We start from the raw sequence: 20,812 nt of genomic DNA on the forward strand, positions 1-20,812 counted from the left end.
GCATGCCGAACCTCTCCTCGCTCCTCGAAGGCACCGCCCAGGCCCACCCGGACCGCACCGCCGTCGTGCTCGGCGACACCCGGCTGACCTACGCGCAGGTCGACGCCGCCGCCAACCAGGTCGCCAACCTGCTGGTCTCGCGCGGCATCGAGCCGGGCGACAAGGTCGCGCTGAGCTGCCCGAACCTGCCGTACTTCCCGATCGTCTACTACGGGATCCTCAAGGCCGGCGCGACGGTCGTCCCGCTCAACGTGCTGCTCAAGGGCCGCGAGGTGGCCTACCACCTCGACGACTCGGACGCGAAGGCGTACTTCTGCTTCCAGGGCACGCCCGACCTCCCGATCGGCACCGAGGGCCACGCCGGCTTCGAGCAGACCGAGGGCTGCGAGCACTTCGTCCTGATCACCGCCGACCCGGCCGCGGAGTCGCCGATCGAGGGCGCGCAGACCCTCGGCCAGGCGCTCAAGGGCCAGTCGCCGGTGTTCGAGACCCGCGAGGTCGGGGCCGACGACACCGCGGTGATCCTCTACACCTCCGGCACCACCGGGCAGCCCAAGGGCGCCGAGCTGATGCACCGCAACATGATCTCCAACGCGCTGTCCAGCGACGCCCTCTTCGGCGCCAACGCCGACACGCCGGACACCCTGCTGTGCGTGCTGCCGCTGTTCCACTCCTTCGGCCAGACCGTGATCATGAACGCCGGCTTCGCCTTCGGCGGCACCGTCGTGCTGCTGCCGCGCTTCGAGGCAGGACCGGCGCTCGCGCTGATGGACAAGGAGGACGTGACGTTCTTCGCCGGCGTCCCGACGATGTACTGGGGCCTGCTCGGCGCGCTCGACGACTCCGGCGTCGACGTGAAGAAGCTCGCCTCCACGATGCGCGTCGCCGTCGCGGGCGGCTCGGCGCTGCCGGTCGAGGTGCACAAGGAGTTCGAGCGCCGCTTCGGCGTGACCATCCTCGAGGGCTACGGCCTGTCGGAGACGTCGCCGGTGGCGAGCTTCTCGGTCTGGGGCGAGCCGGTGCGGGTCGGGTCGATCGGCAAGCCGATCCCGGGCGTGGAGATGAAGCTGATCAACCCGGAGCCGGGCGTGCGCGAGGACGTCGACGAGGCCGAGGACGCGGTCGGCGAGATCGCGATCAAGGGCCCCAACATCATGAAGGGCTACTACGGCCGCCCCGACGCGACGGCCGAGGCGATCGTCGACGGCTGGTTCCGCTCGGGCGACCTCGGTCGCAAGGACGCCGACGGCTGGTACTACATCGTCGACCGGTCGAAGGACATGATCATCCGCGGCGGCTACAACGTGTACCCGCGCGAGGTCGAGGAGGTGCTCCTCACGCACCCGGACGTCTCGCTGGCGGCCGTGATCGGCGTACCCCACGACAGCCACGGCGAGGAGGTCAAGGCCGTCGTGATCCGCAAGGACGGCGCGACCGTGACCGAGGACGAGCTGGTGGCCTGGGGCAAGGAACAGATGGCAAGCTACAAGTACCCGCGCATCGTGCAGTTCGTCGACGCGCTCCCGATGACCGCGACCGGCAAGATCCTCAAGCGCGAGCTGAGCTGATGCGCGCGCTGCTGATCGCGCTCGGCGTGCTGATGGTCCTCGCCGGCGCGGTGTGGACCGGCCAGGGCCTCGGCTACATCGGCGGCAGCGCGATGACCGACCAGAAGATCTGGGCGATCATCGGCCCGATCCTCGCGGGCCTCGGCGTCGCGCTGGTGTTCACCGCCGTGCGCCGGCGGGAGTAGCCGCCGGCTGATCCCACGTGGGGAACGAGGTGCAGCCGGTTCGGGACGATTCGCCTGCACCTCGTTCCCCAGCGGTCCTCCACAGGTCGACGACGGCGTGCGTACGTCGCCGCGTCCGCGGGCAGACGGGAGGTCGTGCCCGACTTCCACCCCCGCTGCCCACCTCCCGTGGGTCTGGTCCGTCCCGTCGCCGTCGACCCCGAGGGCGTGACCGGTCCGACGCGGGGGAGCGCTGGCGGGCGCCGATGGCGCACGTCGAGCCATGGTCTCTTCGTCCCGAACGACGTGGCGCTCACCGTCGAGCAGCGGATCCTCGAGGTCGCGGTGCGGCTCCCGCCCGGAGGGCTCGTGACCGGCTGGGCGGCGCTGCGCCTCGCAGGCGCGGCGTACTTCGACGGCCTCGAGCGGGACGGTCGCACGCCGCTGCCCGTGCCGGTGCTGTTGCCGCACGGGTCGCGCATCCGCAGCCCCGGCGTGCTCGTCGAGCGGAGCCGGGCGACGCTGCCGGATCCCGTCGAGCGGCACGGCATCGCCTGCGTAGGCGGAGAGGTCGCCCTGCTGCACGAGCTGCGCCGGGCGGTGACCGAGCGGGCAGCGGGTGTAGCCGTCGACATGGCCCTGGCGGCGGGTGTCGTGGACCTCGCCGCGCTGAGGGACGAGGCCGCACGAGGTCGCCGGTCAGCGCACACGACGTATGCGCTGGCGCGTGCGTGCGGGGAGTGCCGGTCGCCGCGGGAGTCCGAGATGCTCCAGGTGTGGGAGGGCACCCTCGGCCTCCCCCGGCCGCTGATGAACCGCCAGGTGCTGGATCGCTCGGGTCGGGTCGTGGCCGTGGTCGACCTCCTCGACCCGGGCTCGGGGACCTACGGTGAGTACAACGGCGCGGCGCACCGCGGTCGTGAGCGCCAGCGCCGCGACGAGGCGCGCGCCCACGCGCTGCGGCGCCTGCGACTGGAGGGCTTCGTGCTGGTCGCGGGGGACTCCGAGCGGGTCTGGCGCGAGCGCATGGAGGCGGCGCGTGGTCGCGCGCTGTGGCTGCCTCCGGACCAGCGGGAGTGGGCGGTCGGTGACTTCGTACCGGCACCGCCCCTGCCGGATGCCGACGAGCTCGCGCGGGACGCGATCATGCTCGAGCACCATCGCTCGCTGGAGTGAGGTGGGGAACGAGGTGCAGCCGGTTCCGGCCGATTCGCCTGCACCTCGTTCCCCAGCGGTCGCTCGGCCGGGGACGGCCCGCCGGCGCGAGCCCGGGGCGTACGGTCCGGGAGCGGCTCACTAGACTCGGGGGCGCCCCGTCATCGTCCTGCACCAGGAGCCTTCCGTGGCCAGAGTCGTCGTCGACGTCATGCCCAAGCCCGAGATCCTCGACCCCCAGGGCAAGGCGGTGCTCGGTGCGCTGCCCCGCCTCGGCTTCTCCGGCGTCGCCGACGTCCGGCAGGGCAAGCGGTTCGAGCTCGAGATCGACGGCGAGATCACCGACGAGGTGCTCGCCGAGATCGACAAGATGGCCGAGAGCCTGCTGTCGAACCCGGTGATCGAGAACTACGAGGTCCACGTCGAGGACCGCTCCGTGGCCGAGATCGCCGCCGAGGCCGGTCGCTGATGCGCGTCGGCGTCGTCACCTTCCCGGGCTCGCTCGACGACGGCGACGCCCGTCGCGCCGTCACCATCGGCGGCAACGAGGCCGTCGCGCTGTGGCACGGCGACGACGACCTCAAGGGCGTCGACGCGGTCGTGCTGCCGGGCGGCTTCTCCTACGGCGACTACCTCCGCTGCGGCGCGATCTCGCGCTTCGCGCCGGTCATGACGTCCGTGGTCGAGGCGGCCGGCAAGGGGATGCCCGTCCTCGGCATCTGCAACGGCTTCCAGATCCTCTGCGAGTCCCACCTGCTGCCCGGCGCGCTGATCCGCAACGACCACCGCAAGTTCGTCTGCCGCGACCAGCGCCTGCGCATCGAGCGCGTCGACACCCCCTGGACCTCGGCCTACGCCGCCGGAGCGGAGGTCACCATCGTGCTCAAGAACGGCGAGGGCGGCTTCGTCGCCGACGAGGCGACGCTCGACCGGCTCGAGGGGGAGGGGCGCGTGGTCGCGCGCTACCTCGACGACAACCCCAACGGCTCGCTGCGCGACATCGCCGGGGTCTCCAACGAGCGCGGCAACGTCGTCGGCCTGATGCCCCACCCCGAGCACGCCGTCGAGGACCTCACCGGTCCCGGCACCGACGGCCTCGGCTTCTTCACCTCGCTCGCCTCGCAGGTCTTCGCATGAGCCCCACCCGCCTCTACCGGCTCGTCGCCCGCGCCGAGGCCGTCACCTGGGCGCTGCTGCTGACCGGGATGTTCCTCAAGTACGTCACCGAGACCACCGAGCTCGGCGTGCAGGTCTTCGGGATGGTCCACGGCGTCGTGTTCATCGCCTACTGCCTCACCACCGTCCTGCTGTGGGTCGACCAGTCGTGGTCGACCGGCCGGCTGGTCGCGGGTCTCGCGGCGGCCGTCCCGCCGTTCGCGACGATCCCCTTCGAGCGCAGCGCCGAGCGCGCGGGCCTGCTCGGTGACACCTGGCGGCTGCGCACCCAGGCGCCGCACGGCCCGGTCGAGCGGCTGGCGGCCTGGCTGGTCCGCCGTCCCGCCCAGGGTGCGCTGGCCGGCGTCGTCGCCGTCGCCGGGCTGACCGCGGTCGCGCTGGTCCTCGGCCCGCCCGCCTGATGGCTCTTCCCCCGCTCGAGCGGCCATAGATCCGCTCGAGTAGAGGCCTTGACGCTGGACGCACGCCATCGCGTACGTCGAGCGGCCACATGTGCACTCGAGTACAGAGATCGACGCTAGACGCACGTGGTGGACGCTTGTCGACCGTCGTGGTCGCTGGACGCACGCCATGGCGTGCGTCGAGCGGCCGTAAGTCCGCTCGAGTCAAGCGACGGTCAGAGCCCCCGCTGGAGCTTGTTCCAGGTCTGCGGGGTGGCGACTCCGGAGACGGTGATCCGCAGCCGCTTCTGGTACGCACGCAGCGCGGCCTCGGTCTTGGCGTCGAAGACCCCGGTGGCCCGGAAGCGACCGGCGCCGGCGGCGTTGAGGGCGCGCTGGAGGCGGTGGACCGACTCGTCGCTCGAGCCGCGCTTGACCGTCGTACGCGCGCCGGCCGAGAGCAGCGCGACCCAGTGCCGCTTCGCGAAGGTGTCGGTGGGCGTGAACTTCCGCGCGGCCTGCCAGGCGCGGGCGGCGGCGATCGTCGCGGCGTCATAGCTGCCGTTGACCGCTCCGGCGTAGGTGCCCTGCTCGATCAGCAGGCACTGCAGCACCTTGACCCGGGCGACCTTCGCGGCGCCCGGCGTGAGGGTCGGGTACTTCCAGAAGCCGAGGCGCGTGCCGGGGCACCGGCCCTCCGGCACCGGCTGCGAGCCCGCGCCGAGGTCGATGAAGTTGCTGTCGATGTTGATGGTGACGCCGCCCCACGTCTCGTTGTGGCCGCCGCGGTACTGCTTCATCCGGCCGCCGGGACGCCAGCCCTCCTCGGGGATGTAGGTCGTCGACGTGTCGGCGTTGCCGTCCCAGCGCGCGATCCAGATCCGGTCCGGCAGGGCGAACTGGCCGGGCCGCTGGGTGCGGGCGTCGTCGAGCATCTTGATGCCCGAGCTGGCGCTGGAGTAGAAGCCGGCGACGTAGCCCTGCTGCTTGATGCGGGTCACCCAGCTCGACACGAACACGAGCGCGGACTCGCGGCAGGCGGTGTTGGTGAGGTCGAAGCCCTCGAGGTCGTACCAGATCGTGGCGCCGGGGCCGATGCCGTACGCGACGGCGTCCGCGGCGTTCTTGTCGGCCTCCGCGACGCCCTGGGCCGCGGCCGTGGAGTAGCCGCCGGCGGCCTTGTTGGAGATCTTGAAGTCGTCCTGGTAGCGCGGGAAGCGCGGCTGGCAGGAGGCCTGCGGGCCGAGCGCGATCGGCAGCAGCCGCCAGCCGCGGGCGACCTGCGTGGCGACCCAGGTGGCGCTGAGGTTCGGCTGGCTGCGGCAGGCGCGGGAGTCGCCGGAGATGTAGATGCCGACCGCGGTGAACGGCGACTTCTTCCACCACGCGTCCATCGCCGACTGGCTCGGCGCGAGGCACTGGTCGAAGCCGTGGCCGGTGAAGTCACCCGGCGTCGCCATCGCGATCTGCTGCTGGCTGGCCAGGCGCGGGGCCGCCGACCGCTCGGCGTGCGCCCCGGTCGGCGCCAGCGCGACGAGCGGTGCGGCGACGGTCAGCGCGAGGGCGGCCAGGAGCGAGCGGGCGGCGCTCGTCGACAGGTGGCGAGGCATGGTGACTCCAGCGAGGCGGGGAAGGTCAGACGGTAGGGCCACCGCGGTGGCGCACGTCAGACAATCACACGAGTCACAGGAGTCACAGAGGTTCGCTTGAACTACAGGCCTGTAGTTCGTGCGGCCGTCACGAGTCGCGGACCGGCACCTCGTCGAGGAGGAAGTTGCCGGCCGCCTCCTCGCGCTCGACGAGCTCCTCGAAGGCCAGGGCGATGTCGTCCTGGTGCTCGTCGACCAGCCGGATGAGGTGACCCTGCAGGAGGGACGCGTTCGGCGACTCGCCCGCGAACACCTGCTCCCAGGTGTCCTCGCCGCCGCGGATCTTCTCCACCAGCGTCTGCATGTCCTCGCCGAGCTCGCCCGACTCCGCCTGGGCCTCGAGGGCCTCGCGCTCCTCGTCGGTGAGCAGCGGTCGTGCGTTCATCTCCTCGACCGTGACGCGGAGGTCGGCGAGCGAGGCGCCGAGCTCCTCGCGCGCGGCCGCGATCTCGGCCAGCAGCTCGGCCTGGCTGCGCGCCTCGCCGCTCACGCCGTGGCCGCCACGGGAGCAGCCGGGGCGGCCGGGGCGTGCTGCCCGATCGTGGGCGTCGCGACGGTGCGCGGGTCGCGGGTGGTGCTGCTCGGGGCGCCGGTCGCGGTGGGTGCGGTCGGCGTCGACACCGGCGCCTTGTCACCGTCGAAGAAGTTCTTGACCGTCTCGATGAAGGACTTCACGCGTCGCAGGATGCCGATCAGCTTCATGATCGCCTGGTAGGCCTTCATCACCGCCTGGAACGCCTGCCACACCGCCTGGACCACGCGGGCCCACCCGACGCCGGGGATGCTCATCGTGGCCAGCGCCGACGACACGGTCTGCACCGCCGACTTCACGCACTGGACGACGGCCTGCGCGGTCTGCCACGCGTCGCGGCAGATCTGCACGACGTTCTGGCCCATCTGGACGAGCTGGCCGGCCTGGTTGTCGAGCGAGGCGACCCACGTCCCGATCTGCTTCACCGCGGCGTCGGACGCGCCGCCCTGCCAGGTCTGGGAGATGGTGCGGCTGCCGCTCTCGAGGTTGCTGGCGACGCCGCGCATCGACGTGCCGAGGGCGCCGAACGACGAGCCCTGCGTCGAAGCGCCGACCACGTCGCCACCGATCTTCTCGGCCAGCTCGGCGCGGATGTCGAAGCCGGTGAGCATCCGCACCAGGTCGCACACGGTGTCGTAGGGGAACCCGAAGCTGATCTGCGGGAGGCTGGTCTCGGTGGGAGCGGCCCGCCGGATCGTGGTGTCGGCGACGTCCCAGAACTGCGACGACCCGTCCCGGCCGTCGACGCCCTGCGCCTGGTGACGGCGTACGACCCCGTCCTCGGTGAGGGTGAAGTCGCGCGCCGTCGCCCGCAGCGCCTCGGCGTGGTCGCGCATGCCGGTGCCGTTGTCGTCGAGCGACTGGTGGATCGAGGGGAGCAGCGCGTGGTAGGCGCCCATCATCGTCTCGAGGATCGGCCCGAAGTCGGTCTGGACGAGGCTGTGTCCCCCGTTGCGGGCGATGCCGGTGAGGTCGTCGCTGGCGCGCTGGACCTGGGCGGACCAGGCGTCGAGCTCCGAGAGGTCGACGGTCATCACGGCGTTCATCGCGGCTCCTGGGGGAGGGAGTGGGCACGGGGTGTGCCGGGTCACGTTCCCCGTTCGACGCCGGGTCAAACCGGGCCCGGACGGATCCGTGTCGTCCACAGCGCGGACGGCGCGGGTTTGGGCTCGCGACGCGCGGGTATCCCGCAAGGGTGAGCGGACGTGGCACGCACTCCCGGATGCAGGTCGAGCCCCACCGGCTGGTGGAGCTCGCCGCGTCGTCGGAGACCCTCCTCGCCGACATGCTCGACGACTGGGAGGTGGCGCTGGTCGACATCGATGGCGCCTGCTCCGACCTGGGCGACGCCGCCGGCACGGCGGGCTTCGCGTCGGCCTACGGCGATGCGGTCGCCGAGGCCGGCGGGGTCGTCTCCTCGATCACGCAGAGCCTGCGCCTCGGCGTCGAGGGGCTGGTGGCGGCGGCCACCGACGCCGTGAAGGCCGACGAGACCGTGGCGACCGAGCTGGGCCGCGCCACCCAGCAGGTCGACGGCTTCGCCGGGCAGCACGGCCGCGGACGCGGGGGGCGCTGACGTGCCGGCGAACCCGTGGGAGCTGCGCGCCGACACGCGCCCGCTCGAGCTGGCCGCGCAGCGCTGGACCGAGCTCGCCGACCTGATGGCGCACCGTGCCCAGGACCTCGTCGTGAGCGCCGCTCGCGCGACCGACGGCTGGGACGCCGTCGCGGCGGAGAGCTACGACCTGCACCGCCGCGAGGTGCTGATGAACCTCGATCGGTTCACCACCCTCGCCCAGCAGGTCGCCGGGTCGCTGCGAGCGGTCGTCGAGATCATGACGGCCGGGCAGGAGGAGCTCGACCAGGCGTGGACGAGCGTCGCGCTCGTGCCCCACGAGGTGGTGGGCGAGTCCCGCTACCTGGTGTTCCGTCCCGACCGGGACGAGGACCGCTCCCTGGTGACGCGCGCCCAGGCCGGCGCCGAGGAGATCCGCGGCCGGGTGACGACCGCGCTCGACCAGGAGAGCGAGCGCCTGCGCGTGACCGGCGCCGACCTGGTCCGCGTACGCTCCGAGCTCGCCGACCTGGACCGCGGCGCGTTCCCGACGGCGTCGGGCACCGGCACCGGGTCGTCCGGCATCGAGATGGTCGCCCCCGCCTCCACGTCCGTGCCGGGCAGCGCCCAGGGCGGGTCCGCCGCGGCAGGGCTGGCGCCGATCGGTCCGATCGCCGTCGACATGCCCGACCTGACGGGGATCTCCGGTGCGTCCGGTGCCGGGCTCGGGGCCCTCGGCGCGGCCGCGGCCGGCGGGCTGCTCGGTGCCGCGCGTGGCAAGCGCAGCAGTGCGGCGACCCCTCCGCTCGGCGGGATGGGTGCGGGGGCGATGGGTGCCCGCGCCGGCACGATGTCGCGGGGGATGGCCAGCGGCCGGGCCGGCGCACGCCGGCTGCCCACTCCGCGCCTCGACGGGCCTGACGGCGAGGAGGCCCGCGCCGCGCGCGAGAAGGCGGCCGCCAAGGAGGCCAAGCAGGCTGCGGTAGAGGAGAAGCGTGCCGAGCGGGCCGCTCGCCGGGCGGAGCGTGCCGCCCGCCGCGAGGAGCGCGAGGCCGAGCAGCGCGACGACGGGACCACGGACGAGGCCTTGGACGAGGCCCCGGACGAGGCGGCCGACGACGCGGCCGGCTCCCCGGAGGACGGCCCCGCGGACCGTCCGGCACGGATCACGGTGGTCGAGCACGTGCCCGGGGAGGCCGCCGGGGAGCCGCGCCGGTAGATTGGCGCCGTGCCCGAGACGAGCGCCGCCCCTCAGTCCGCCTCCCTGACGACGTCCGGCGCCACCGGCACCCTCGACACGGTCTCCGCGGCGTCCACCGACGCCGAGCGTGAGCAGCCCTGGGCCGAGCTCGGGCTGAAGGCCGACGAGTACGCCCGGATCCGCGAGATCCTCGGCCGTCGCCCGACCAGCTCGGAGCTGGCGATGTACTCGGTGATGTGGAGCGAGCACTGCTCCTACAAGTCCACCAAGGTGCACCTCAAGCAGTTCGGCGAGATCCCGCAGGAGACGCCGGTGGGCGCGATGCTCGCGGGCATCGGAGAGAACGCCGGCGTCATCGACATCGGCCAGGGCTACGCCGTGACGTTCAAGGTCGAGAGCCACAACCACCCGTCGTTCGTCGAGCCCTACCAGGGTGCGGCCACCGGCGTCGGCGGCATCGTCCGCGACATCCTCGCGATGGGCGCGCGTCCGGTCGCCGTCATGGACCCGCTGCGGTTCGGTCCGCTCGACGCCCCCGACACCGCCCGCGTGCTGCCCGGGATCGTGGCCGGCGTCGGCGGCTACGGCAACTGCCTCGGTCTGCCCAACATCGGCGGCGAGGCGGTCTTCGACGCGACCTACGCCGGCAACCCGCTGGTCAACGCCCTCTGCGTCGGCGTGCTGCGCCACGAGGACCTCCACCTCGCCAAGGCCTCCGGCGTCGGCAACCAGGTGGTCCTCTACGGCGCCCGCACCGGCGGCGACGGCATCGGCGGCGTCTCGGTGCTGGCCTCCGAGACCTTCGACGCCGACGGCCCGGCCAAGCGGCCGAGCGTCCAGGTCGGCGACCCCTTCATGGAGAAGCTGCTCATCGAGTGCACCCTCGAGCTCTTCGCCGCCGGCGTCATCGCCGGCATCCAGGACCTCGGCGGCGCGGGCCTGTCCTGCGCCACCTCCGAGCTCGCGTCGGCCGGCGACGGCGGCATGCACGTCGAGCTCGACCGGGTGCCGCTGCGCGACTCGACGCTCGCTCCCGAGGAGATCCTCATGAGCGAGTCGCAGGAGCGGATGATGGCCGTCGTCGAGCCCGGCGACGTCGAGGCGTTCATGGCGATCTGCGCCAAGTGGGACGTCGAGGCGGTCGTGGTCGGGGAGGTCACCGACACCGGTCGGCTGCACATCGACTGGCACGGCGAGCGCGTCGTCGACGTACCCCCGCGGTCCGTGGCGCACGACGGCCCGACCTACCAGCGGCCGTACGCCCGACCCGACTGGCAGGACGACCTGCAGGCCGACGACGCCTCCCGCCTGGCCCGACCGACGTCGGGCGAGGAGCTGCGCGACACGCTGCTGCGGCTCGTGGCCTCGCCGAACCTCTGCGACAAGTCGTGGATCACCGACCAGTACGACCGCTACGTCCAGGGCAACACCGTGCTCGCGCAGCCGGCCGACTCCGGCATGGTGCGCGTCGACGCGGAGACCGACCTCGGCGTCTCGGTCTCGACCGACTGCAACGGCCGCTTCGCGAAGCTCGACCCCTACACCGGTGCGCAGCTCGCGCTGGCCGAGTCGTTCCGCAACGTCGCCACCGGCGGCGCCCGCCCGCTCGCCGTCTCCGACTGCCTCAACTTCGGCTCGCCGGAGGACCCCGCGGTCATGTGGCAGTTCGCCGAGGCCTGCCGCGGCCTCAAGGACGCCTGCCTCGAGCTCGGCATCCCGGTCACCGGTGGCAACGTCAGCCTCTACAACCAGACCGGTGAGACCGCGATCCTGCCGACTCCTGTCGTCGCGGTGCTCGGCGTCATCGACGACGTCACGCGGCGCACCCCGACCGGGTTCGGCGCGGCCGGCGAGCGGGTCTTCCTGCTCGGCGAGACGCGCGACGAGCTGTCCGGCTCCGAGTGGGCGCACGTCGTGCACGGCCACCTCGGCGGCCTCCCGCCCGTCCTCGACCTCGCCGCCGAGCAGGCGCTCGCGTCGCTGCTCCAGGACGCCGCGCGCGACGGCGTCCTCACCAGCGCCCACGACCTGTCCGAGGGCGGCCTCGCCCAGGCGCTGGCCGAGTCGACCTTCCACCGCGGCATCGGCGCGTCGGTGTCGCTGGCCTCCGTCGCCGGTGGCGACGCGTTCGTGGCGCTCTTCTCCGAGTCTGCCGGTCGCGCGCTCGTGACCGCCACCGACGAGCAGGCCGATGCACTGGTCGCGCTCGCCGAGCGCCACGGCGTACCGCTCACGCCGCTCGGCCGCACGGGAGGCGACACGCTCGCGGTCGAGGGCGCCTTCGAGGTGCCGGTCGCCGAGGCGAAGGCCGCCTGGCGCGCGACGCTGCCGGCAGCCCTGGGCTCCTGAGGCTGAAGTCCCCGGATATCCGGGGACTCTCGTGCTGTGCACCCGAGATCGCGGGTGCACAGCACGAGCTCCGGCCACGAAGTCGGGCAGACTCGCGGCGTGCGTACGACGACCGCCGCCCTCGCCCTCGCGCTGCTGGTGCCCTTCGCCCCTGCGGCGGCGCGCCCCTCCTCCGACCGTCGCGTCGAGCACCTCGCGGTCACCGGGTACGCCCTGCCGAGCACTCCGCCCGAGGTCGTCGGGCGCGACGCGGGGGCGCTCACGACGGTCACCGTCGCCGCGGTCTCGCTCCGTCGCGACGGTGCGTCGCTGACCCGGCCCGACGCCCGGGTCGCGGCTCTCGTCGAGTCGGCGCACGCCGTCGGCCTGCGCGCCGAGCTGCTGGTCGGCAACTACAGCGACCGCCTCGGTGACTTCGACACCGACGCGGCTGCAGCGCTGCTGTCGAGCCAGACGCGCATCGACGCCGTCGCCGACCGGCTCGCCGCGCTCGTCGCCGAGGGCGGCTGGGACGGCGTCAACGTCGACCTCGAGCGCGTGCGGCGCCAGGACTCCCGCGGGCTGGTCGCCTTCGTGACCGCGCTGCGCGAGCGCCTGCCCGCCACGGCCTCCGTGACGATCGACGTCTCGGCGCGGACCAGCCGCGCGGGCTACCTCGCCGGTGGCTACCGGCTGGACGAGCTCGCCGGCGTCGTCGACGCGGTGCAGCTGATGGCGTACGACCAGCACGGCCCCGGGTGGTCGGGGCCGGGTCCGGTCGGCGGCCTGCCGTGGGTCCGGGACGCCGTGGCCGCGGCCCTCGAGGAGGTGCCGGCCGCTCGCCTCGACCTCGGTGTCGCCGGCTACGGCTACCTCTGGCGCGGCGACGGCTCGGGCCGCACCCTCACCGTCCGCGGAGCCCGGCGGCTGGTCGAGCGCGCCGGCGCGACGCCCCGTTGGCGTCGAGGTGCAGGCGAGTGGTCCGCCCGGCTGCCGGGCGAGCGGCGGGTGTGGTGGTCCGACGCCCGTTCCCGCGGCGTACGCGCCGAGCTGGCCTCGGCCCTCGGCCTCCGCGGCCTCGCGATCTGGCGGCTCGGGTCGGCCGGCCCACTGGCCCCACCCGCCTCGAGGATCCCCGGCTGACCGGCTCTCGCTGAACGTGTCAGGCGTTGCACGGGCCGACAAGTTCAGCGATCCCCGGCTGACCGGGGATCGCTGAAGAGGCCCCCGGCGCGCCACCGACCGCAGGAACCGCGGACGGGCTGACGGTGCTCAGGCCCCGACGGTCGCGGGCGCGGTCGGCATCGACGTGGGCCACTCCGACGGCCGCGGCACCGAGCGGATCGAGCGGCTGGACGTCAGCAGGGCGGCGAGGAGCGCGGTGGCGACGACGAGGGAGCTGATCGCCACGGTGCCGCCCTCGTGCTCGAGCAGCCAGCCGCCGAGCAGCGGGGCGAGCGGCATGACCGACATCGCGACGAACTGGCTGGTCGAGCCGACGCGGCCCTGGAGGTGGTCGGGCGTGACCGCCATCCGGTAGGAGCTGATGCCGGCGTTGCCGACCGGGTTGAGCAGCAGCAGGAGGAAGGTGCAGCCGCACGCGACCCACGGGCTGGCGGAGAAGGCGAGCGGCACGAGCGGCACGCAGCAGGCCCAGCCGACGAGCACGGTGAGCCGCCCGGTCGGCAGCCGGTCGATGAGCGTGGGCGCGGCCGCCGCTCCGAGGAGGCCGCCGATGCCGGCGGCGGTCGACACCAGGCCGATCTGTGCCGGGGGCACGTCGGCCTGCACCATCCGGAGCGTGACGACGAAGAAGAGCGCGTTGATGACCAGGTTCGTCATCGAGGCCCACGCCAGGAGGGTCCGGAAGAACGGTCGTGCCCACATGTAGCCGAAGCCCTCGGCCAGCTGGCGGCGCAGCGGTTCGGGCCGGCGGCGGGGGGCGCTGAGATCGGTGCGCACCCGCGAGACGGTCAGGCAGGCGATCGCGAACGAGACGGCGTCGACGACGAACGGCAGCCACCGCGTGACCGCGTAGAGCGCGCCACCGAGCGGGCCGCCGAGGAGCGAGGCGACGTGCTGTCGCGCCTGGTTCTGGCTGAGCGCCGTCGGCAGGTCCTCGGTGCTGACCACGGTGCGGATCGCCGACGTCTGGGCCGGGTTGTAGGCGCCCGTCGCGACCCCCGTGACCAGGGCGACCGCGACCAGGTGCGCCAGCGTGAGGTGCCCGACCGCGCCGGCGACGGCGAGCGAGGCGTACGCCGCGCAGCCGACGCCGCTGGCCACCAGCATGATCCGTCTCCGGTCCACGCGGTCCGCCAGCACACCCGCGGGCAGCAGGGTGGCGCAGAGCCCGCCGAGGTAGGCCGTCTCGACCAGGGCGGCGGTGAGGGCCGAGCCGCTGAGTGCATAGGCGATCAGGGGGAACACGAACATCGACAGGGCGCTCCCGAGCTCGCTGACGGTGTCACCGATCCAGAGGATGGTGAAGTCGCGGTTGCGGGACAGCTGGCGGTATCCGGGCACATCCGCAACATATGGTGCGCAACTCCGATTGCGCAACGGTTGGTGCGCAATTCGCTAGGATGTGTGGATGGACGACCGCCGGCAGCTGAGCGACCCCCGCGTCCTGCGGGCGATCGCCCACCCGGCGCGCACGCGGATCCTCGAGGAGATGTCGGCGTCCGGGCCGGTGCGTGCCGCCGACGTGGCCCAGGCGCTCGGAATCCCGGCCAACCAGGCCAGCTTCCACCTGCGCCAGCTCGCGAAGTACGGCCTGGTCGAGGAGGCCCCGGAGGAGGCGCGTGACCGGCGCGACCGGGTGTGGCGGGCGACCTCGACGCAGGGCTACACGGTGAACCTCCGGGAGATGCAGGAGATGCCCGGCGGCGCGGCGGCCGTCGACGTCTTCCGCGCCAACCAGCTGGCGTCCTTCCACGCGATGGTCGACCGGCTCTTCGTGCTCGACCGGCCCGAGGGGAGCGGGGTGTTCTCCGCCTCCGGGCACTCGATCCGTCTCACCGACGAGGAGGCCGGCCAGCTGCGCCAGGAGATCGACGACCTGCTCGACAGGTGGACCGCCCGCACGAAGGGGCGTGGCCCCGGGCGTCGCACCTACCAGGTCATGCAGATCGTCCTGCCGAGCGCCGAGGTGGAGCAGCCGTGACGCTGGCGCGTCGCGGACTGCTCGCCCTCCCCGTCGGGCTGGGCGCAGCGGCGGCCCTCGCCGCGTGCTCCGGGGACCGGTCGGGCACAGTGGGGCGCGTGAGCGACGAGGCGACGGCCGGGACCGAGCGGATCACCTACGGCGACGACCCCAGCCAGTGGGTCGACCTGCACACCCCGTCGGGCGCCAGCCGCGGGCTCGTGGTGGTGGTCCACGGTGGCTTCTGGAAGGCGCAGTACGGCGCGGACTACGGCGCGCCGCTCGCCCAGGACCTCGCGGCGCGCGGCTGGACCGCGGCCAACGTGGAGTACCGCCGGGTCGGCAACGGCGGCGGCTTCCCCGAGACGCTCGACGACGTCCACGCGGCGATCGGCGCGGTGGCCGACGGCGCCTCCGGCCCGGTCGTCACCCTCGGCCACTCGGCCGGCGGCCACCTCGCCACCTGGGCCGCGGCCCGCGGACGCTTCGACCGCTGGGCGGGCGGCCCGGCGCTGACCCACGTCGTCAGCCAGGCCGGCGTCGTCGACCTGCGCGCCGCGGTCCGCGACCACCTCGGGACCGACGCGGCGCTCGCCTTCCTCGGGGAGCCGAGCGAGGAGGCGTACGCGCAGGCCGACCCGATGACCCAGGTGCCGCTCGACGTCCCGGTCTGGGCGGTCCACGCCCGCGACGACGACACGGTGCCGTTCAGCCAGTCCGAGGACTACGTCGCCGCGGCGACCGGGGCGGGCGCGGAGGCGACGCTCGTGGAGGTCGAGGGCGGCCACTTCGGTGTGATCGACACCGGCAGCAGCGCCTGGGCCGCCTGCGTCGAGGTGCTCGACGGCATCGGCTGACCCGCCTGTCTAGGCTGGCGGCGTGCCCGCCCGCCTCAAGGTCCTGAACGCTGCCGAGCTGGAGGGCGCCGACACGAAGGCGCTCGTCAAGCACTACCTCGCCGTGCTCGAGACGCGGGCGCCCGGCAAGTCGGTCGAGGTCCGCGTGCCGCCCTTCGCCGCGGTCCAGGCGATCCCCGGCGTGCGGCACACGCGCGGCACCCCGCCGGCGGTCATCGAGACCGACGCCGCGACCTGGCTCGACCTCGCCACGGGGCGTACGACGTGGCACGAGGCCGTCGACGCCGGCCGGGTGTCGGCCAGTGGCGAGCGCACCGACCTCACGCCCTGGCTCCCGCTGGGACCGGCGTGAAGGCGGTCCTGTCCAGCCGGACCCTCGCCGGCGCGGTCGGCCCGGTCGACGGCGTTGAGATCGAGGTGTGGAACGGCGACGGGCCGCCGCCCGAGGGCGACGTGGACCTGTGGGTGCCGCACTACGCCACCCGGCCCGACGTCATCGACCAGGGACACCGGCTGCAGGGGCTGCAGGTCGTGCAGCTGCAGAGCGCCGGCTACGACGGCGTGGCCGAGCGGCTGCCGGCGGGCATCACCCTGTGCAACGCCGCCGGCGTCCACGACGACGCGACCGCCGAGCACGCCGTCGGGCTGGTCCTCGGCAGCCTGCGCGGCATCCCGGAGGCGGTCCGCGCCCACGGCCACTGGGAGCCGATGCCCGGACGTCGGTCGCTGGCGGACGCGCGGGTCCTCGTCCTGGGCTACGGATCGATCGGCCGCGCCCTCGTCGAGCGGCTGCTGCCGATGAAGGCACGGGTCACCGCGGTCGCCTCCCGCGAGCGCGACGACGACCTCGTCGGGCGCGTGCGCAGCACCGACGACCTTGCCGCGCTGCTGCCGGAGCAGGACGTCGTCGTCGCGCTGGTCCCGCTCGTCGACGCGACGCGCGGCATCCTCGGCGAGGAGGCGTTCGCCCTGCTCCCCGACGGGGCCCTCGTCGTCAACGTCGCGCGCGGAGCGGTCGTCGACACCGACGCGGTGCTCCGCCACGCGGGCCGGCTGCGCTTCGCCCTCGACGTCACCGACCCCGAGCCGCTCCCCGACGGCCACCCGCTCTGGGACGCTCCCGGCGTGCTGGTCACGCCCCACGTCGCGGGCGGCACCACGGCGATGCTCCCGCGGATCTCCGCGCTGGTGCGCGACCAGCTGCGCCGCCGGGTCGCCGGCGAGGCACTGGTCAACGTCGTCATGCCCTAGCCTCCGGGCCATGCACGTCACGTCCCTGGGATTCCGCACCGACCTGGCCCTGCTCACCTCCGCCGGGAGCGTGGTGGAGGACCGCGGCACGCACCTGGTCGTGCGGACGCCGGACAACCCGTCGTACTTCTGGGGCAACTTCCTCCTGCTCGCGGAGCCTCCGGCGGCGGGCGGCGAGCGGGAGGTCGTCGGGGCGTTCCACACCGAGTTCCCCGAGGCCGACCACGTCAGCATCGGCATCGACGGCGACGGCCTGCCCGACGAGAGCCGGACGGCCTTCGAGGCCGCCGGGCTCGAGGTGGACGTCGCGACCGTGCTCACCGCGTCCGAGCTCCTCGCGCCCCGCGACGTCGAGGCCGAGGTCCGTGCCCTCGCCTCCGACGAGGACTGGGAGGCGCGGGCACGGCTCAGCCACCAGCTCTACCCCGGTACGTCCGAGGCGCGGTTCATGGCGTTCGCCCGCGGCAAGAACGTCCAGGAGCGCCGGCTGGTCGACGCCGGTCGCGGCAGCCGGTTCGGCGCGTTCGTCGACGGCGAGCTGGTCTCGACGGCGGCGGCCTTCGTCACCGAGCAGGGCACGGCGCGCTTCCAGAGCGTCGAGACCCACCCCGAGCACCGCCGTCGCGGCCTCGCCGCAGCGGTGGTCCACGCGGCCGGCCGGCACGCGCTCGACCACCTCGCGGTGCGGACCCTCGTGATCGTCGCCGATGCCGACGGCGAGGCCATCGGGATCTACCGCCGGCTCGGCCTGGCCGACGCCGAGCGGCAGGTGATGATGGAGAAGCGCACGGGGGAGTGGGCGACGACCGGGGCCTGACAGGGGCGTCCTAGGCTTCGGTCATGACAGTCGACATCCCCGCACGCCTCGCCGAGGTCATGCCCGGCCTCCGCCGCGACCTCGAGGACCTGGTCCGCATCCAGTCGGTGTCGGCCGACCCCGCCCGGGCTGCAGAGGTCGAGCGCAGCGCCGAGGCCACGCGCGACCTGTTCGCGGCCGAGGGGTTCGACGCCGAGATCGTGCGCGCCCACGACGGCGCGCCGCCGGCGGTCATCGCCCACAAGGCCGGGCCCGAGGGCTCGCCGACGGTGCTGCTCTACGCCCACCACGACGTCCAGCCCGAGAACGACCACGCCGACTGGGACTCCCCGCCGTGGGAGCCCACCGAGCGCGGCGACCGCCTCTACGGCCGGGGCGCGGCCGACGACAAGGCCGGCATCGCCGCCCACCTGGGCGCCGTCCGGATCTTCGGCGACGACCTGCCGGTCAACCTGGTGATGTTCATCGAGGGCGAGGAGGAGGTCGGCTCCGACACCCTCGTCGACCTGCTCCAGGCCCACCAGGAGCGCCTCGCCGCCGACGTGATCGTGATCGCCGACTCCGGCAACTGGGACATCGGCGAGCCCGCCCTGACCACCAGCCTGCGTGGCCTGGTGCGGATGGACGTCGAGGTCCGCACCCTCACCCACGCCGTCCACAGCGGGATGTGGGGCGGCCTCGTGCCCGACGCGGTCCTCACCCTGAGCAAGCTCATCGCCACCCTGACCGACGACGCCGGCGCGGTGGCCGTCGAGGGCCTGCACGCCGGTCCCGCTGCCGACGTCGAGTACCCCGAGGCCCGCCTGCGTGCCGAGTCCGGCGCCACGGAGGGCGTCGAGTGGATCGGTCACGGCAGCATCGTCGAGCGGCTCTGGACCCAGCCCTCGATCAGCATCACCGGCTTCGACGCCCCCAAGGTCGACGGCGCCTCCAACACGCTCGTCCCGACCGCGCGCTGCCGGATCAGCATGCGCATCGCGCCCGGCGACACCACCGACAACGCGGTGGCGCGGCTCCAGGCGCACCTCGAGAAGCACACGCCGTGGGGCGCGACGCTGTCCACGACGGTCGTCGACACCGGCGAGGCCACGCAGATCGACGCCAGCGGGCCGGCGTACGACGCTGCGCGCGCCGCGTTCGCCGAGGCCTGGGACGGCACCGCGCCGGTCGACATGGGCGTCGGCGGGTCGATCCCGTTCATCGCCGAGTTCCTCGAGGCCTTCCCGCAGGCCAGCGTCCTGGTGACCGGCGTCGAGGACCCCGACACCCGCGCCCACGGCGCCAACGAGGGTCTCCACCTCGCCGAGTTCGAGAAGGTCGTGAAGGCCGAGGCGTTCCTGCTGCGCAACCTGGGCGAGCTGCCCCGCTGACCACACGCGTCGGCCGAGCCACCCCGCGGGGTGGCTCGGCCGCCCGGAACCGTCCTGCCCGCCGGTAGCCTCGCCGCCATGGCGACCTTCCGGGCCCGAGACCGCTCCTCGGCCGTCCTGCGGAGCGACCGGAGCGCGGTCTGGGCGGCGCTCACCGACGCCGACCTGATGGCGCGCTTCACTCCCTACGTCACCGGCATCGACGTCGACGGCGACCGCTGGACCTGGCGGATGGGCACCATCCCGGTGCTGGGCGTGTCCGTCGCGCCGCGGTTCACCGAGGTGATGGAGCTGCACCCGGAGGAGCGGATCGACTTCCGCCACGACCCGGCCCGCTCCGACGAGATGACGGCCGTCGAGGGCACCTACCTGCTCGCCGACCACGAGGACGGCGGCACCGACGTGAGCATCGACCTCGAGATCGTGGTCAGCCTGCCGCTGCCGGGGCTCGCCCGGCCGGCGGTCGAGCGGGTGATGGGCGGCGTGGTCAAGCACATGGGCTCGGTCTTCTCGCGCAACCTGCTCGCCCACCTCGGGGAGGCGTGATGCGGGTCCTGGTCCTCGGCGCCACCGGCTACGTCGGCTCCCGGCTCGTCCCGCACCTGCTCGCCCAGGGGCACGAGGTGGTGGCCGCGTCGTCGTCGCCACCGGCTCCTGCGCGCTTCGGGTGGCGCGACGGCGTACGCGCCGTGCAGTGCGACGTCACGGACGCCGACGCCGTCGAGCGGACCCTCGAGGGGGTCGACGCGGTCGTCTACCTCGTGCACTCCCTCGACCGCACCGACTTCGGCGACCGCGACCGGCTCGCCGCCGAGACGGTGGCCCGCGCGGTCGGGGACAGCGGCGTACGCCGCCTGGTCTACCTCTCCGGCCTGGTCCCGCAGGTGCCCGAGCGGGAGCTCTCGCGCCACATCGCCTCCCGGCTGGAGGTGGAGCGCATCCTCCTCGGCAGCGGCACCAGCAGCGTCGCGCTGCGGGCCGGGGTGGTGCTCGGCGCGGGCTCGACCTCGTTCGAGGTGGTCCGGCAGGTGGCGACGCTCTTCGTCGTCCAGCCGGTGCCGCTGTGGATGCGTCACGACGTGCAGCCGGTGGCCGTGTCCGACGTGCTGCGCGCGGTCGCCGAGATGGTCACCGGCGACGAGGAGGGAGCCGTCGACGTCGGCGGCCCCGACGTGCTGTCCTACCCCGACCTGATGGCCGCGTGCTCGCGCGCCGGCCGGCTCGCACGCCTGCGGCTGCCGGCCCCGGTCGCGCCGCCCGCGCTGGTGGGCCTGGCGACCGCGCTCGCCACGACGGCGCCGTTCCACACCGTCACCGCGCTCATCGAGTCGCTGCACCACGACATGGTCTGCCGCCCCGGCCGCACCTGGGTCCCCGCCGAGGGGTCGCCCCTGCTCGGGGTCGAGGAGGCCGTACGCCTCGCCTCCGACCCCGGCACGACCTCGCCGGAGGGGCCGCTCCCGTCCGACCCGGCGTGGGCGCGCCGCGGCGGACCCCTCGACGCGCTGCCGGTCCCGGCCACCACGCGCCAGGCGCTCCGGCTGGCCCTGCACCGGGCGCTCGCGGTCCTCCCGGGGGCCTGATCGACGCATTTCAGCGATCCCCGGCTGACCGGGGATCGCTGAACTTGTCAGGCGTTGCACGGGCCGACACGTTCAGGAATC

Annotated in this window: 22 protein-coding genes; 18 read left to right on the forward strand and 4 right to left on the reverse strand. The window is 73.8% G+C overall.

Going from position 1 to position 20,812, the window contains the following annotated elements:
- Positions 1-2: 2 nt before the first annotated feature.
- The 6 genes from KDN32_RS01040 to KDN32_RS01065 all read left to right on the forward strand — a co-directional run bounded on the left by KDN32_RS01040 (position 3) and on the right by KDN32_RS01065 (position 4,464).
- The gene (locus KDN32_RS01040; RefSeq protein ID WP_211730274.1) at positions 3-1,568 is read left to right on the forward strand and encodes a long-chain-fatty-acid--CoA ligase; all 1,566 of its coding nucleotides are present in this window, start codon (positions 3-5) and stop codon (positions 1,566-1,568) included.
- Positions 1,568-1,753: a hypothetical protein gene (locus KDN32_RS01045; RefSeq protein ID WP_249216328.1), complete on the forward strand. Its 186-nt coding sequence runs from the start codon at positions 1,568-1,570 to the stop codon at positions 1,751-1,753. Before KDN32_RS01040 ends, KDN32_RS01045 begins: the two co-directional genes overlap by 1 nt.
- 135 nt (positions 1,754-1,888) lie before the next feature.
- On the forward strand, positions 1,889-2,908 hold the full coding sequence (locus tag KDN32_RS01050) for a hypothetical protein (RefSeq protein ID WP_211730275.1): 1,020 nt from the start codon (positions 1,889-1,891) through the stop codon (positions 2,906-2,908).
- A gap of 166 nt (positions 2,909-3,074) precedes the next feature.
- Complete coding sequence (gene purS / locus KDN32_RS01055; RefSeq protein WP_211730276.1) at positions 3,075-3,356, forward strand: phosphoribosylformylglycinamidine synthase subunit PurS; 282 nt, start codon at positions 3,075-3,077, stop codon at positions 3,354-3,356.
- The gene (purQ, locus tag KDN32_RS01060; RefSeq protein ID WP_211730277.1) at positions 3,356-4,024 is read left to right on the forward strand and encodes a phosphoribosylformylglycinamidine synthase subunit PurQ; all 669 of its coding nucleotides are present in this window, start codon (positions 3,356-3,358) and stop codon (positions 4,022-4,024) included. The genes purS and purQ overlap by 1 nt, the downstream gene beginning before the upstream one ends.
- Positions 4,021-4,464 (forward strand): DUF3817 domain-containing protein, encoded by a 444-nt coding sequence (locus KDN32_RS01065; protein WP_211730278.1) that lies wholly within the window; start codon positions 4,021-4,023, stop codon positions 4,462-4,464. The genes purQ and KDN32_RS01065 overlap by 4 nt, the downstream gene beginning before the upstream one ends.
- A gap of 215 nt (positions 4,465-4,679) precedes the next feature.
- On the opposite strand, the gene KDN32_RS01070 is transcribed toward KDN32_RS01065, so the two are convergent.
- The 3 genes from KDN32_RS01070 to KDN32_RS01080 all read right to left on the reverse strand — a co-directional run bounded on the left by KDN32_RS01070 (position 4,680) and on the right by KDN32_RS01080 (position 7,670).
- Entirely contained in the window at positions 4,680-6,053 is a 1,374-nt protein-coding gene (locus KDN32_RS01070; RefSeq protein WP_211730279.1) for a glycoside hydrolase domain-containing protein, read from the reverse strand.
- Positions 6,054-6,180: 127 nt separating this feature from the next.
- Positions 6,181-6,582, reverse strand: a complete 402-nt coding sequence (locus KDN32_RS01075) for a hypothetical protein (protein ID WP_211730280.1) — start codon at positions 6,580-6,582, stop codon at positions 6,181-6,183.
- A complete protein-coding gene (locus KDN32_RS01080) occupies positions 6,579-7,670 on the reverse strand; it encodes a hypothetical protein (RefSeq protein ID WP_211730281.1) in 1,092 nt (363 codons plus the stop codon). The genes KDN32_RS01075 and KDN32_RS01080 overlap by 4 nt, the downstream gene beginning before the upstream one ends.
- Positions 7,671-7,819: 149 nt before the next feature.
- Here KDN32_RS01080 and KDN32_RS01085 point away from each other — a divergent pair, with 149 nt between their 5' ends.
- The 4 genes from KDN32_RS01085 (at position 7,820) to KDN32_RS01100 (ending at position 12,851) form a co-directional block, all read left to right on the forward strand.
- Positions 7,820-8,200: a hypothetical protein gene (locus KDN32_RS01085; RefSeq protein WP_211730282.1), complete on the forward strand. Its 381-nt coding sequence runs from the start codon at positions 7,820-7,822 to the stop codon at positions 8,198-8,200.
- A 1-nt stretch (position 8,201) separates the two neighbouring features.
- Complete coding sequence (locus KDN32_RS01090) at positions 8,202-9,398, forward strand: hypothetical protein (protein ID WP_211730283.1); 1,197 nt, start codon at positions 8,202-8,204, stop codon at positions 9,396-9,398.
- A 45-nt stretch (positions 9,399-9,443) separates the two neighbouring features.
- On the forward strand, positions 9,444-11,729 hold the full coding sequence (purL, locus tag KDN32_RS01095) for a phosphoribosylformylglycinamidine synthase subunit PurL (RefSeq protein WP_211732315.1): 2,286 nt from the start codon (positions 9,444-9,446) through the stop codon (positions 11,727-11,729).
- 99 nt (positions 11,730-11,828) lie between these two features.
- Positions 11,829-12,851, forward strand: a complete 1,023-nt coding sequence (locus KDN32_RS01100; protein ID WP_211730284.1) for a glycosyl hydrolase family 18 protein — start codon at positions 11,829-11,831, stop codon at positions 12,849-12,851.
- Positions 12,852-12,980: 129 nt separating this feature from the next.
- Here the strand turns inward: KDN32_RS01100 and KDN32_RS01105 are convergent, their stop codons facing one another.
- Positions 12,981-14,234: an MFS transporter gene (locus KDN32_RS01105; protein ID WP_211730285.1), complete on the reverse strand. Its 1,254-nt coding sequence runs from the start codon at positions 14,232-14,234 to the stop codon at positions 12,981-12,983.
- Positions 14,235-14,301: 67 nt separating this feature from the next.
- On the opposite strand from KDN32_RS01105, the gene KDN32_RS01110 reads away from it, so the two are divergent.
- The 8 genes from KDN32_RS01110 (at position 14,302) to KDN32_RS01145 (ending at position 20,731) form a co-directional block, all read left to right on the forward strand.
- Complete coding sequence (locus KDN32_RS01110) at positions 14,302-14,874, forward strand: winged helix-turn-helix domain-containing protein (protein WP_211730286.1); 573 nt, start codon at positions 14,302-14,304, stop codon at positions 14,872-14,874.
- A gap of 98 nt (positions 14,875-14,972) precedes the next feature.
- On the forward strand, positions 14,973-15,710 hold the full coding sequence (locus KDN32_RS01115) for an alpha/beta hydrolase family protein (protein ID WP_211730287.1): 738 nt from the start codon (positions 14,973-14,975) through the stop codon (positions 15,708-15,710).
- Positions 15,711-15,732: 22 nt separating this feature from the next.
- Positions 15,733-16,062, forward strand: coding sequence for a sterol carrier family protein (locus KDN32_RS01120; RefSeq protein WP_211730288.1), 330 nt, complete (start codon positions 15,733-15,735; stop codon positions 16,060-16,062).
- On the forward strand, positions 16,059-16,961 hold the full coding sequence (locus tag KDN32_RS01125) for a 2-hydroxyacid dehydrogenase (protein ID WP_211730289.1): 903 nt from the start codon (positions 16,059-16,061) through the stop codon (positions 16,959-16,961). The genes KDN32_RS01120 and KDN32_RS01125 overlap by 4 nt, the downstream gene beginning before the upstream one ends.
- Before the next feature lie 10 nt (positions 16,962-16,971).
- Positions 16,972-17,778 carry a GNAT family N-acetyltransferase gene (locus KDN32_RS01130; protein ID WP_211730290.1) on the forward strand — a complete coding sequence of 269 codons (807 nt, stop codon included), beginning with the start codon at positions 16,972-16,974 and terminating at the stop codon, positions 17,776-17,778.
- A 23-nt stretch (positions 17,779-17,801) separates the two neighbouring features.
- On the forward strand, positions 17,802-19,148 hold the full coding sequence (locus tag KDN32_RS01135; protein WP_211730291.1) for a dipeptidase: 1,347 nt from the start codon (positions 17,802-17,804) through the stop codon (positions 19,146-19,148).
- 78 nt (positions 19,149-19,226) lie between these two features.
- Entirely contained in the window at positions 19,227-19,694 is a 468-nt protein-coding gene (locus KDN32_RS01140) for an SRPBCC family protein (protein ID WP_211730292.1), read from the forward strand.
- Entirely contained in the window at positions 19,694-20,731 is a 1,038-nt protein-coding gene (locus KDN32_RS01145; protein ID WP_211730293.1) for an NAD(P)H-binding protein, read from the forward strand. Before KDN32_RS01140 ends, KDN32_RS01145 begins: the two co-directional genes overlap by 1 nt.
- Positions 20,732-20,812: the final 81 nt, after the last annotated feature.

The organism is Nocardioides palaemonis (assembly GCF_018275325.1).
Taxonomy (GTDB): domain Bacteria; phylum Actinomycetota; class Actinomycetes; order Propionibacteriales; family Nocardioidaceae; genus Nocardioides; species Nocardioides palaemonis.